Origin of the sequence: Streptomyces niveus (assembly GCF_001723055.1) — a bacterium.
GTDB classification, from domain to species: Bacteria; Actinomycetota; Actinomycetes; order Streptomycetales; family Streptomycetaceae; genus Streptomyces; species Streptomyces niveus.
The window spans coordinates 35282-48148 of the sequence record NZ_MDCR01000076.1; the positions used below are offsets into that span (position 1 = coordinate 35282).

Consider the following 12867-nt stretch of genomic DNA (forward strand, 5'->3'; position numbering starts at 1 on the left):
GAGCAGGCTCCCTCGGCCGGGCTACGCTCCGGCGCATGAGTGACGGCGGAGCTGCAACGGTCTTGATCGACACAGTCGCGTGGGTCCGCGTGGAGCAGGGCAGGATCCTCTGCGCGCGTTCCCGCGGAAAGGATGTGTTCTACATCCCCGGCGGCAAGCGCGAAGGCGCGGAGAGCGATCTGGAGACCCTGCTGCGCGAGGTCGAGGAGGAACTGGCGGTGGCCCTCCTCCCGGCCACAGCGACCCATCTGGGCACGTACGAGGCCCAGGCCCACGGCCAGCCCGACGGCGTCCTGGTCCGGATGAGTTGTTACTCCGGCGACTACCTGGGTACGCCGGCTGCCAGCAACGAGATCGAGGAGATCCGCTGGCTCTCCTACGGCGACCGGGGCCGCGTGGCCCCCGTCGACCAGCTTCTCTTCGACGACCTCAGGGCCTCGGGCGAGCTGACATGAGCCTCCGTCAAGATAGTTCTTCCTTGATTACGGGTATGTGCTGATTAACCCCCCTAAAAAGGGCATGGACCTGCTGTCAGTCTGGGGAAGTGGTCGGCTTGATCGAGACGGAGAGCACCTACGCCGAGTGGGCCTTCCCCGCTGAGCCGGATGCCGTACGCCGCGCACGCCACGCGGTACGCGACGCCCTCGGCGTCTGGCGTCTCGACCACTCCGTTCGCGATACGGCCGTCCTGCTGGTCAGTGAACTCGTCACCAATTCCCTGCAGTACACGCCCGGGCCGATCGGTGTCAGGCTGGCTCTCGTTCCCATGGGCCCTGCGGACCTCACCCGTACCGCGTTGCTGGTGGAGGTGTCCGATCCGCTCCCCGATCCACCGATCGCACGGTCGCCCGGCCCTGATGACGAAGGGGGCCGTGGGCTCCAGCTCGTCGCTTGCTCCGCCCGGCGTTGGGGTACACGCCGGGGGAATACGGGTAAGACGGTGTGGTTCGAGCTGCCGCTCCCTGGTTAGGAGTGTGGAGGGACAACGATCACCGGGTCTCGGCTCAAAACGAATGAGACTGTGCTGTGATCGTGAACGCCGTACCGGTCAGGGCCGTAGTGCTGAATACTGCGGGGATGGCCGGTCCGGTGCGTGAGCTGGAGGGGACGGTCGCATGAACGAGATACCTGGAACGGCGGACGGTGTCGTGTGGCAGAGCAGTCCGCCCGGCTCGATCTATGACTACATAAGGGTCGCTTCCTTCTCGATCGGCCCCGACGGGCTGGTCGACCAGTGGAGTCTGCGAGCCGCTGAGCTGTTCGGGATCGCTCCCGAGGAGGTCAGGGGCAAGGATCCGGTCGAGGTGTTCATGCCCGCCGATCTGCGCTCGCGAGGGCACAGCAAGGTCGCCGAGATCCTCGACGGCAAGGAGTGGACGGGGCTCGTCCCCTTCCAGGTGCCCGGTGAACTCGGAGCTCACGGCCTCGCCGAGGTCTATGTGATGCCCAGCGAGACCACGAGCGGCGAACGGGCCGCGCTCTGCATCGTCGTGGACGTCCGCGCACTGCGCCAGATCGAGACCGAACTCGCCTCCTCGCAGGCCATTTTCGGCCAATCTCCCTTTGGCTTCGTGCTGTTCGGCACGGACCTCACCGTCCAACGGGCCAACCAGCGCTTCGCCGCGGTCTTCGGCGGCACGGCGGACGACCACCGTGGACGCACGGTCCACGACTATCTCTCCCGTCCCGAGGCCGAGCGGCTGAACACCTCGCTCAAGCGGGTCCTGGAAACCGGCGAGTCCGCCACCGACATCCAGATAGTCGGCGTCGCCCCCGGCGGCAAGGAACGCCGGCACTGGTCGATCAACCTGTACCGCGTGCTCAGCGGGGCCGGCCGCACGATCGGGGTCGCCGGGCTCGGCAGCGACGTCACACGCCGTCAGATCGCCGCACGTGAGGCCGCGAGCGCCCGCCGTAACCTCGCGATCCTCAACGAGGCGAGCGCCCGAATAGGCAACTCCCTCGATCTGGAGACCACCGCCAAGGAACTCCTCGACGTCGCCGTCCCCGGCTTCTGCGACCTCGCGTCCGTCGATCTCTATCAGGGACTGCTCACCGGTGACGAGGCCCCGCCCGGACGCGGCGGCTCCTCCGGCTCCGAGTCCGGCGGCGGCAGCGCCCCCCTGCGCCGCGTCGCCTTCGCCAGCGCCGTCGCCGACGCACCCTTCCTCGGAGCCGACCTGACAGGGGAAGGCGCTGTCGAGCCACCCGCGGCCGGCTCCGTCCACCGCTACCCCTTCAACTCGCCCTGCGCGAACGCCCTGCGCACCGCCCGGGTCCAGACGGTGCCCGGCGGCCCCGGCAGCCTCATCCAGTCGACCTTCGCCGTGCCGATGGTCGCGCACGACACCGTCGTCGGACTCGCCCAGTTCTCCAGGACCAAGGGCAGCGAGCCCTTCGGGGAACGCGACCGCGCCCTCGCCGTGGAACTCGCGGCGCGCGCAGCCGTCTGTATCGACAACGCCCGCCTCTACCGCAGGGAGCACGAACGCGCGCTGATACTCCAGCGCAGCCTGCTCCCACCGGGCGACCCCGAGGCCGCCGGGCTGGACATCGCCTGCCGCTATCTGCCGGGCAACACCGCCACCGAGGTCGGCGGCGACTGGTTCGACGTCATCGAGCTGCCGGGTCACCGGACCGCGCTGGTCGTCGGCGACGTCATGGGCCGGGGGCTGCGCGCCGCCGTCGCCATGGGGGAACTGCGCACGGCCGTACGCACCCTGGCACTGCTCGATCTGGAGCCCGCCGAAGTCCTGTCCGCGCTTGACGAGATCGCCCGTGGCCTCGGCACACCGAGCGGCGCCCAACAGGCCTCGCGAGTCGCCCACAAGTCGCGGGACGCCGACCTCTCCGAGGTGTATCTCGCGACCTGCGTCTACGCCGTCTACGACCCGGTCACCCGCCGCTGTACCTTCGCCAACGCCGGACATCCCCCGCCGGTGCTCGTCGAACCGGGCGAGGAGGCGCTGCTCCTCGACGTACCGCCCGGGATGCCTCTCGGAGTCGGCGGCGAGCCGTTCGAGCAAGTCGAGGTCGACCTTCCCGAAGAAGCGCTCCTCGCGCTCTACACCGACGGGCTCGTCGAATCCCGCGACCACCCGATCGACGAGGGGCTGACGGCCTTCCGCCGGGCGCTCACCAATCCCGTACGGCCCCTGGAAGACGTCTGCGACCACGTACTCAACACGCTCGACACCCGGCACGGTGAGGACGACATCGCCCTGCTGATGGCCCGCATCCAGGGGCTGCCCGCCGACGCCGTCGGCGACTGGCAACTGCCCCGCGAGCCACGCTCCGTAGGCCGCGCCCGCGAGGTCGCCCGCGCCCAGCTCCACGCCTGGGGCCTTGAACCGCTGGTGGACACCGTCGAACTCCTCGTCAGCGAGCTGGTCACCAACGCCATGCGCTACGGCGAGGGCGAGATCAGGCTGCGGCTGCTCCGCGACCGTACGCTCGTCTGCGAGGTGTGGGACGCGGGCCTCGTACAGCCGCGCAGGCGACGGGCGCGCGACACCGACGAGGGCGGTCGCGGCCTCCAGCTGGTCGGCCTGCTCAGCGCGGCCTGGGGATCGCGCCGTACTCCGCGCGGCAAAACGGTCTGGTTCGAACTCGCCCTCCCCGACGGCGACTCGACCACGGAGCCCACGGTCGAACAGCTCCTCAGCATGTTCTGACCCCGGACCATCCCCTCCGGCCGGCCCACGCGAACGGGCCGGCCGGACCGGGGCCGCCACATCCGCGGCGACGGCCGGTGGCCGCGACCCCGCGCGTGGCGCAAGCGTCAGGCACTGTTCAGCGCGATCGGGCGTACCTCGATCTCCGCCCTGTCCCCGATGAGGCTCTCGGCCTTCCCGCCTCACACCCGAGCCGCGGGCACACTCTCCTGGTGGTCGAGCTCCAGCAGACCTCGATCGGCCGTCGAGGCGGCCACCGCCTTCGCGTAATCGCCGATGAGCCGGTCGATCATCTTCTGTGAATCCTCGGCCTGGCCCAGCCGCTCGTTGACGCCGGTCTTCGCCGTCCCCGTGCTGCTCCTTCTGCGCCCGATGGGCAACGGGAACCCCGTCAGGAAAGTCCGCCGCCACCCATCCGGCCGCGAGTGCCGGCACCGCCAAAACTGCCAGGACCAGCGCCACGGCCACTCCCATGACCTCCACCGAAACCCCCGTCAAGGCCCCCACCTCCATCACGTCCACCTCCGCCGCCGACCAGGCCGCCGAGGATGATTCCGCCGAGCACGGCACCGCCGAGCCCATCTCCTGCCTCTGATACACCGCCGGGGCCGGACCGGTTCCCGTACGACCGCACATCTCGCTCGGCGAGGCTCAGCGCCTGCCTGGCCACAGCGTCCGCGTGCTGTGCCTCGGCCAGCGCGCCCCGCGCGTCGCCCAGCTCCGTCAGCGTCCCGGCCTGGTCGATCCGCCGCCGGGCCTCCATGAGCCGGGTACGGGCCTCGCTGCCCACCGCCCCGCGACGCGTCGAGATGTAATCGGCCGCGGCGCCGAGCGCCGAGCGGGCACCGAGCATCGCCCGGTCGAGCAGCGCCCACGCCCGGCGTCCACCCACTTCGCGCTCGCGCGCGCCCGCGAGGGCCTCGTCCAGCGCCGCGTCCGCCTCCTCGACCCTGCGCAGGGCGTCGATCGGGTCGTACGGCCCTGCGGCCTGCTCCTGGCGCACGTCGGCCACCACCGCCTCGGCGCGTGCGATCCGGCCCCGGAGATCGGCCGTGGAGGTGCCTTTCGGCGTACTTTCGAGCAGATCGCGCGCGTCCGCCAGGTCGGTCTCCGTCTCGGTCAGCGAGGCGAGGAGCTTGCCGGCGGCCTCGGCGAGTTCGAGCGCGCGCCGCTCCACGCCTTCGACCAGCGTCGCCGCCTGGGCCACGGCGCTCTCCGCCGCCCGTACACGCACCGCCGCCCGGCCGTTGTCGCCCGCCTCGACCGAGCGCCGCGCGTCGTCCAGCTTCGTCGTCGCGAACACCAACCGGTCGTCGGCCTGTTCGACAGCGCCCCCGACCGGGGCCGCGGCCGATTCCGCGTACCGCTGCCGCATCGCCGCGAGCGTGGCGGCAGCCGTGACGGTCCTGCCGGTCAGCTCCCGGAACGCGGCCTCGGCGGCGGCCAGCGCCTCCGGCGCGTTGCGCTCCATGGCGCGCAGCCGGTCGAAGCCCGCCGACTCGGCGTCCAGCCGGCTGTTCGCGTCCGTGCACCGGGCGAGGATCTCGTACAGCATGCGGCGCCGGGTGCCGTCGTCCTCCGGCATCGCGTCGTCGAGCTGCTGACGCAGCCGGAAGGCGGTAGTCAGCTCGCCTCGCGCGTACGTCATGGCGTCCTGGAACGGCCACGCCGCGTCCTCACCGAACTGCGACGTGGCGAAGCCGAGTTCTTCCTGACTGGTGCGCACGGCGTCGTCGGTCTCGACGAGGGCCAGTCCCGCCCGCCGTTCAAGGTCCGGCAGAGAGGTCCCCGGCCCCGGTTCCCCCCACCCTTCCTGGCTGCCTTTCGGCGTCGTACGGGTCGAGGCGCGGCGCCGGCGCTTCACGTGCGAGTACGCGCCGAGGATCAGCGCGGCGCCCACCAGGACGACGGGGAGGACGAGGGCGCTGCCCGCCCTGTTGGAGGAGACCTCGCCGTCGGGGTCCGCCGGGCTGGGAGTGGCGGCGGGTGCGGAGACGGGGGCGCCGTCCGCAGCCGCCCGGTAGCCGATCGCCGCGCCCGCCCGGATGTCGGAGGCAAGAGTGACGGGGGTTTCCGCGCGGGCCTCCGGCGAGACGGCGGGCATCAGCAGCCAGCCGGCCGTCACCAGCAGGGCCAGGAAGCTGCGGGCGGCTGCGTGAGTCCGGTTACGGCATACGGTCCGCGTCACACTTGGGAGGCTATGTCCCGCCTCGGTGGTCCGCGACCGGACAGTACGTGCCCGCCGGAAAGGCGTGAGGCGTCGGGCTCGGACCCCGTTCCGACCGGCGCCACATACGGGGGCGGCGCCGGTCGGACCCGGGATCCGGGAGGGAATCAGATGCTGAAGCGTTCCTTGGCCAGCATCGGACGGATACGGGAAGCGAAACCGCCGGTGCGGAAGGGGCGCTGGAGCAGACCGGGGCGGAGCTCCTGGGCGAGAGCTGCGGCGATCATGCCCTGATCCAGGGCGAGAGCCGAACTGCTGACGTGCCCGGTCCCCACATTGACCGAGTCCCGGAAGCCGTACCCGTCGTCGTACGCGCCGAAGTCGTCCGCGATCGCCTTGAGATTGGCGAGGGCCTCCGACCGCGCGTAGGGGAGGGCGAGGAACGAGGCGTGCGGAGTCACGACGCCGTTGGTGTAAGCGGACGCGGGCGGCAGCGGTTCACCGTGCGTGACATAGGTGCGGTCGGTGTTGGAGGCGTACCCGTCGATGTTCATGCCGATCGCGTCCACGCCGTACTCCTGGTAACCCCCTTCGGGCACCTCGGAGGGGGAGAAGCCCCAGTAGCCGTACTCCGCCTCCTCCAGGCCGTGCTCGATCTGGGACTGGACGAAGCGCCGGTGGGTGGTGCCCCACGAGCGGGGGGACCACTCGGGCTCGGGCACGAACAGCGGCACCATCAGGGCTTCGAACATCGAGCCGCCCCAGGTCGGGACGAGCTTGCGGCCCCGGTAGGTGTAGTGGCCCTGGAAGAGCCGGACGCCGTCGATGGTGTCGTACGCGCCGCCGGGCGCCTGCTCCTGGCCGTGCTCGGGAAGCATCGTGCGGAACATGTGCCAGTAGTGGTCCGAGGGAAGGCTGCCGTCGGCGATCCCCAGGTAACTGGCCATCCGGGGCTCGGTGTTGAGCGCCCCGTAGTGGTGGCCCGTCGGCTCGCCGGTGTCCGTCCAGAAACCGCCTCGGAGCTGGCCGGGGCCGGCCACCGGGTCCGCGGCGTCGTACGGCGTGTAGAAGTACGACCAGTCGGCGGTGGCCAGCAGCTTGCCGACCCGGCGCCGCAGCCGGCTGTCCGCGTCGGCGGCGATGAGCAGGCCCGTCACGAGCCACGCGTTGTCGACCGAGGAGAGGAAGGGACGGACCGGGTCACCGGTGCCCGGCCAGCTGGTGAGCACCGAACCGTCGTGGGCGTCGTACCAGTTGAGCCAGAAACCGTGGTGCCGTTCGAGCTTCTCGACGGCCGTGACGGTCAGTTCGAGCCGGCGGCGCATGGTGTCCTGGTCGATGACGCCCAGTCCGGCGGCGGCGACGGTGGACCACAGCCCGCAGCCGATGTTGGTCGGCGAGGTGTTCTGCGACGGCACGGGTCCGCCGGGCGCGTCGAGGTTGATCTTGTCGGCGGCGAGACCGATGTCGGTCGTCATTGCCTCGATCGAGTGATACGTGTCGCGGAACCAACGCCGCAGCAGCGGTGTATCAGAGGCATGAACAGCACGAGCACGCGACGCGGTTGTGGCCGGCGCGGACATGGCGGGTGTGGTGACGGCTCCGAGGGTCAGGGCTGTTGCCCCGGTTCCCGCGGCGGCGAGAAAAGTACGACGGTCCATGAGAGTCCAGCTCCCCTTGGCAGATGTGGAGTTGTGGCCAGGGCCGGTGCCTGGGCCAGGTCTTTGGCCGCCGCCATGGCCGGAAGATTTCTCGGAGGTCCGGCCATGGCGGCGGTGCTGGCGCGGGGGCCGACGGCGGTCAGGTGCCGCCGGCCCCCGGGACTGTGGGGGCGATCAGACGCGGGTGAGTCGCAGGAAGCGGATGCCCGGGTTGGGCAGCGGGACGGTCAGCGTCGCCACGCCCGTGTCGTCGGCGATCACCGGCGCGAGGGGCTCCACCGGCAGCTGGTCGGCGGACCGCAGCTTCGCCCACTGGGGTTCGTCGGGCCAGTCGCCGCCGCCGAGGTCGTTCCAGACGGCCTGGATGTTGGAGTGCTCCTCGTCGACCCGGCGGGAGAGAGCGGTGTAGTCGGCTCCCGGCTCAAGTCCGCTGATTCGTACGGTCGCCGTGCGGTTCAGCGGCGTGGAGCCGTCGATCTTGGACTGGTCGAGTGTGCCGTTCCAGAGCAGGACGTCGAGGGTGGAGCCGTCCTCGGCGCGGGTGGCCAGGGCCTCCACGAGTGCCTCGGCACCGTCACCGCTCACGTCGGCGGGAATCCGCCCACCGGCCAGCTGGGAGAGGAGATACAGCGCCCAGAAGCGCGGCTTGCGCAGATTGCCGACCGTGAGCAGGCCGAATCCGCCGTGGAACAGCCGGGGCGGCCAGCCCAATTCCTCGAACTGGTCGGATGCGACCCAGTAGGCAAGGGCGTCGGTGGACGACAGGGCGCTCTTCATGCCGCGCAGGACGAACGGGGCGGCGAAGACGGAGTCGCTCACCCGGTGGAAGTGGGTGGGGGTGACGCCCCACTCGGTCCACAGGATCTCCGGTTCGGGCCGGCCGGTCGCTTCCGCGAACGCGCGGGTCATCGGACGGAAGTCCAGCGGAGCGTTGCCGTAGGTGTGGGTGGAGACGAAGTCGACGGGGACGTCGCGCTCCTGGCAGTACTCGAGGAGGGCGCCGACCCAGCCGGCCGCGGCGGAGGACGGGCCGCCGACCCTGATCCGCTCGTCGACACCCTTCACGGCGCGGACGGCGACTTCGTAGAGCCGGTGGTAGTCGTCCTGGGTGCCGTTCCAGAAGACCTCCAGGTTGGCCTCGTTCCAGACCTCGAACTCCCAGGCCGCGACGGTGTCTTTGCCGTACCGGTCCTGGAGGTGGACGGTCAGCTCGCGGCAGAGGTCGCCCCAGTGCTCCCACACCGCGGGCTTGGACACCAGGGCCTGGTAGTCGAAGACCGTGTAGTTCGGATCGGCGGCGAGTTCCTTGGGCATGAAGGAGAGTTCGACGACGGGCTGGAGGCCGGTGGCCAGGAAGCGGTCGTAGACCTCGTCCAGGCCGGAGAAGTCGAACGAGCCGTCCGGCCGGACGCTCAGCGTCTCCGGGAGGAAGGTGCCGTGTGCCCGGACGGAGCGGACGCCGATCTCGTCGCGGACGATCTCCAGGGCCCGGGCGTACTCCTTCGCGACGTCCGAGCCGCCCGCACCCGGCTGTTCCCAGGCCAGCAGGGAGAAGTGCTCGGCGCCGATCATCCTGTTCCACACCCCGGGGAGGGGAGTGGCCTCAGCCGCCATGTCCACCGTGACGGTGACCGGGGCCGGGGTGGAGCCGGCCGCCTTGGCGCAGCCGGGGGCCGCTTCGGAGAGGGCGCCGGGTCCGCCGTCGGACCAGGTGGCGACCTTGTAGAAGTAGCCGCGGCCCGGCTCGACGAGGGTGTCGGCGTACGGGGGATGGGGCACGGCGAGCACATCGCCGCCGAGGTGGTCGAGCGGCTCGAAGGGACCGTCGGCGGACTCGGCGCGGTGCACGAGATATCCGAGCGCGCCCGCCACCGGCTGCCAGTTCAGCAGCACATGGCCGGTGCCGTCCTCGGCGGACAGGCCGCCGGGGGCGGGGAGTTCGCCGATACCGGTGAGCCGCTGATCGCTGGGCTTCCCGATACGGGTCTCCCAGTCGGCGCGAGCGGTGGACTTCTCGGTCATGTCGGTACAAACCTCTTCTTCGATGAGTGCGCGGCGGTAGAGCGGCGGCTTAGGGGCCGCGGTACGCGTCGGGAAGGCCGGAAGCGGCGGCTGTCGCGGCTACTTCATGCCGGTGGTGGCGAGACCTTGGGTGAAGTGCCGTTGCAGGACGATGAAGACCAGCAGCACCGGCAGGATGATCAGGAGGGAGCCGACCATCAGCATGCCGTTGGAGCCGGCCGACTGGTTGGGGTCGGTGGCGAAGGTGGCGAGCGCCACCGGGAGGGTGTATTTCTCCGGGTCGTTCGTCGCGATCAGCGGCCAGACGAAGTTGTTCCACGAGCCCAGGAAGATAAGGATCGAGAGCGTCGCCAGCGCCGGTTTCACCAGCGGCATGGCGATCCGCCAGAAGATGTACCACTCGCGGGCACCGTCGATCCGGGCCGCTTCCAGCAGTTCGTCGGGGATCGACTGCATGAACTGCCGCATCAGGAAGACCCCGAACGCCTGCGCGGCGAACGGCAGCATCAGCCCCGCGTAGGAGTCGATCAGCTGGAGCTTGCTCATCAGGACGAAGAGCGGCAGCAGCATCAGGTTGCCGGGCACCATCAGGGCGCCGAGCACCAGCGCGAAGATCTTGTTCCGGCCACCGAACCGCAGCTTCGCCAGCGCGTAGCCCAGCATCGAGCAGAACACCAGATTGGAGGCGGTCACCAGGACGGCCACGGTGAGGGAGTTGAAGAAGTAGAGCGGGACGTCGAGGCGGTCGAGCAGTTCGTCGAAGTGCTCCAGCGTCCACTCGGAGGGGATCCACACCGGTGGGCTGGCCGTCAGGTCGCGGTCCGTCTTGAAGGACGACAGGCCCATCCACAAGAAGGGCGCCGCCATGACCAGCAGGCCGATCGAGAGGAGCGCGTAGACGCCGGACTTCCTCAGACGTCCGCCGCCGGACTTCGGGGCTGTGCCGGACCCGGGGTCCGACCAGGACGGACCCTTGGGGTCCACCGGGCCGGCGGGTGCCGAGGGCGGAGGCGGGGGCGAGGTGGTGCGCGCGGCGCTCATTTCGTGTTGTCCTTCAGCAGACGGAGCTGGAGCACCGTGATCGCCATGATCACGACGAAGAGCACATACGCCATGGCGCTCGCGTAGCCCATGTGGAAGAAGTTGAAGCCCTCGCGGTACATGGCCAGCGACACGGTGAGCGTGCTGTCCGAAGGCCCGCCCTGCGTCATCACGAACGGCTCCTCGAAGACGTTGAGATAGCCGATGGTGGTGATGACCGTGGTGTAGAGCATCGTGGGCCGCAGCAGCGGCACGGTGATGCGGCGGAACTCCTGCCAGGTGCTCGCGCCGTCCAGCCGCGCCGCCTCACGTACATCGGGCGGGATGGCCTGGAGGCCCGCGATGAACAGCACCATGACCGTGCCGAGGTTGCGCCACACGGCCATCACGATCAGTGAGGGCATGGCGAGCGCCTCGGAGCCGAGGAAGTCCGGTGACGTCAGGCCGACTTCGGAGGCGAGGCCCGCGATCAGTCCGTCGGACGGGTCGAGGACGAAGCGCCAGACGACGGCGATCGCGACGATGCTGGTGACGACCGGGGCGTAGAAACCGACCCGGAAGAAGGTACGGGCCCGGTCGATGCCGTTGTTGAGCAGCACCGCGACGCCGAGCCCGAGTCCCACCGTCAGCGGTACGCCCACGACCACGAAGTAGGCCGTGTTGAACAGGGCCTTGAGGAACTTCTCGTCGCCGAACAGCTTCGTGTAGTTCTCCAGGCCGATGAACTCCGCCGAGAGGGGATCGGTGACATTGCGCAGACCGAAGTCCGTGAAGCTCATGACGAGCGTCGCGACGATCGGCAGGGCCATGAAGACGGCGAAGAGCACCAGGAAGGGGGTCGAGAACAGCCAGCCCGCCATGTGCTGGACGGCGACCGGCTGCCGCTTGCCTCGGTTCCGGCGGCCGGCCGGGGGGTGTGCCCCCGGCCCGGTCTTCGCGGGAGCCGCGTCCGGGGCCGCGCCTGCGGCCGATTCGGTCGTGGTGCTCATGACGGCTACTTCACGAGTCCTTCGATCGCGGACTGGGCCTTCTTCGCGGCGTCCTCGGCGGAGGCCTTGCCCTGGGTCACCTGAGAGATGGCCTCATCGGCCTTCGAGGAGATCTCCGTCCACTGGGGCTCGACCGGCCAGGGCTGGGCGGTCTCCATCTGCTCGCGGAATATCTTGAAGTTGGCGTCGTCGGCGAGTTCGCCGGAGTCCCAGGCGCTGATGTTGGCCGGCAGGTCGCCGGACCGCTTGAACCAGTCCTTCTGCCCCTCGGTGTCGGTGAGGTAGCTGAGGAACTCCTTCGCGGCTTCCTTGTGCTCGCTGTCCTTGGAGACGACGAGGCTGGAGCCGCCGGCCATGGAGGCGGAGACCTGGTCGGCCGGGACCTTGGCGATGGCCCACTTGCCCTTGAGGTCGGGGTAGTTGTCGTTGATGCCGGCCATGGTCCAGGGCCCGGAGTAGAACATCGGGACGTCACCGGAGTTGAAGTCCGTCAGGACCTCGTAGCCGGGCTGGAAGCTCTTGTTGGACAGGCCCTTCTCGAAGTACGTGGCGTACTCCTTGAGCGCCTTGACGGCCTCCGGGCTGTCCATCGTGGCCTTGCCGTCCGCGACGATCGAGCCGCCCGCCGAGTACAGGAAGGGGGAGAAGCTCTGCACGGCGTCCAAGCCGCTGGACTGGAGGTGGAGACCCCACTGCGTGCCGGCCTTGTCCTGGTAGGCGGTGGCGGCCTGCTGGAGTTCGGCCCAGTTGGTCGGGGGCTTGCTGATGCCGGCCTTCTTCGCCAGGTCGGTGCGGTAGTAGAGGACGCGGGTCTCGACGTACCAGGGGACGCCGTAGACCTCGCCGTCCGCCACGCCCTGTTCCCAGGCGGCGGGGAAGAAGGCGTCCTTCTTGAAGGTCTTGGTGTCGACCGGCTCCAGGACGCCGAGTTCGGCGAACTCGCCCATGTAGCTGCTGCCCATCTGCGTCATGTCCGGCAGGGTGCCGGCGGCAGCGGCGGAGACCAGCTTCTGGTGGGCGACGTCCCAGCCGACGGGGGTGACCTTCACGGTGATGTGCGGGTTCGCGTCCTCGTACACCTTGGCGACCTCGGCGAGCTTCTCGCCCTCGGCGCCCATGGCCCACACGGTGAGCGTCTGCTTCTTGTCGGCGGCGACTCCGGCGCCCCCCGAGCTGCCGCACCCGGTGAGTCCGGCGGCCATCGTGAGAGCGACTGCGACAGAGGCGGTTCTGGCGGTGGGATGCATGGACGGCTCCTCCTTGAGCGCACCGATGTATGCGCTGCCTGTAAGCGCATACATCACTCTGCTGCA

At 69.9% G+C, this 12867-nt stretch carries 10 protein-coding genes; 3 read left to right on the forward strand and 7 right to left on the reverse strand.

Going from position 1 to position 12867, the window contains the following annotated elements:
• Nucleotides 1-35 precede the first annotated feature (35 nt).
• The 3 genes from BHU15_RS11040 to BHU15_RS11050 all read left to right on the forward strand — a co-directional run bounded on the left by BHU15_RS11040 (nucleotide 36) and on the right by BHU15_RS11050 (nucleotide 3674).
• Entirely contained in the window at nucleotides 36-455 is a 420-nt protein-coding gene (locus tag BHU15_RS11040; protein WP_069627027.1) for an NUDIX hydrolase, read from the forward strand.
• Between the two features lie 89 nt (nucleotides 456-544).
• Complete coding sequence (locus tag BHU15_RS11045; protein ID WP_069627028.1) at nucleotides 545-970, forward strand: ATP-binding protein; 426 nt, start codon at nucleotides 545-547, stop codon at nucleotides 968-970.
• A gap of 145 nt (nucleotides 971-1115) precedes the next feature.
• A complete protein-coding gene (locus tag BHU15_RS11050; protein WP_069627029.1) occupies nucleotides 1116-3674 on the forward strand; it encodes a SpoIIE family protein phosphatase in 2559 nt (852 codons plus the stop codon).
• A gap of 182 nt (nucleotides 3675-3856) precedes the next feature.
• Here the strand turns inward: BHU15_RS11050 and BHU15_RS11055 are convergent, their stop codons facing one another.
• The 7 genes from BHU15_RS11055 to BHU15_RS11085 all read right to left on the reverse strand — a co-directional run bounded on the left by BHU15_RS11055 (nucleotide 3857) and on the right by BHU15_RS11085 (nucleotide 12801).
• Nucleotides 3857-4054, reverse strand: a complete 198-nt coding sequence (locus BHU15_RS11055; RefSeq protein WP_069627030.1) for a hypothetical protein — start codon at nucleotides 4052-4054, stop codon at nucleotides 3857-3859.
• 11 nt (nucleotides 4055-4065) lie between these two features.
• On the reverse strand, nucleotides 4066-5862 hold the full coding sequence (locus BHU15_RS11060; protein ID WP_141726798.1) for a TPM domain-containing protein: 1797 nt from the start codon (nucleotides 5860-5862) through the stop codon (nucleotides 4066-4068).
• A 146-nt stretch (nucleotides 5863-6008) separates the two neighbouring features.
• On the reverse strand, nucleotides 6009-7502 hold the full coding sequence (locus tag BHU15_RS11065) for a glucoamylase family protein (protein WP_069627032.1): 1494 nt from the start codon (nucleotides 7500-7502) through the stop codon (nucleotides 6009-6011).
• 174 nt (nucleotides 7503-7676) lie between these two features.
• Nucleotides 7677-9524, reverse strand: coding sequence for a GH39 family glycosyl hydrolase (locus BHU15_RS11070; protein ID WP_079128069.1), 1848 nt, complete (start codon nucleotides 9522-9524; stop codon nucleotides 7677-7679).
• 99 nt (nucleotides 9525-9623) lie between these two features.
• Nucleotides 9624-10565 carry a carbohydrate ABC transporter permease gene (locus BHU15_RS11075; RefSeq protein ID WP_079128070.1) on the reverse strand — a complete coding sequence of 314 codons (942 nt, stop codon included), beginning with the start codon at nucleotides 10563-10565 and terminating at the stop codon, nucleotides 9624-9626.
• A complete protein-coding gene (locus BHU15_RS11080; protein WP_023538898.1) occupies nucleotides 10562-11554 on the reverse strand; it encodes a carbohydrate ABC transporter permease in 993 nt (330 codons plus the stop codon). The genes BHU15_RS11075 and BHU15_RS11080 overlap by 4 nt, the downstream gene beginning before the upstream one ends.
• A gap of 5 nt (nucleotides 11555-11559) precedes the next feature.
• A complete protein-coding gene (locus BHU15_RS11085; RefSeq protein ID WP_069627034.1) occupies nucleotides 11560-12801 on the reverse strand; it encodes a sugar ABC transporter substrate-binding protein in 1242 nt (413 codons plus the stop codon).
• Between the last annotated feature and the right edge of the window lie 66 nt (nucleotides 12802-12867).

Excerpts from the sequence above, each read along its gene's own strand:
- BHU15_RS11040 (WP_069627027.1), top strand. The coding sequence starts at position 36 with ATGAGTGACGGCGGAGCTGCAACGGTCTTGATCGACACAGTCGCGTGG.
- BHU15_RS11050 (WP_069627029.1), top strand. The coding sequence starts at position 1,116 with ATGAACGAGATACCTGGAACGGCGGACGGTGTCGTGTGGCAGAGCAGT.
- BHU15_RS11065 (WP_069627032.1), bottom strand. The coding sequence starts at position 7,502 with ATGGACCGTCGTACTTTTCTCGCCGCCGCGGGAACCGGGGCAACAGCC.
- BHU15_RS11070 (WP_079128069.1), bottom strand. The coding sequence starts at position 9,524 with ATGACCGAGAAGTCCACCGCTCGCGCCGACTGGGAGACCCGTATCGGG.
- BHU15_RS11075 (WP_079128070.1), bottom strand. The coding sequence starts at position 10,565 with ATGAGCGCCGCGCGCACCACCTCGCCCCCGCCTCCGCCCTCGGCACCC.
- BHU15_RS11080 (WP_023538898.1), bottom strand. The coding sequence starts at position 11,554 with ATGAGCACCACGACCGAATCGGCCGCAGGCGCGGCCCCGGACGCGGCT.
- BHU15_RS11085 (WP_069627034.1), bottom strand. The coding sequence starts at position 12,801 with ATGCATCCCACCGCCAGAACCGCCTCTGTCGCAGTCGCTCTCACGATG.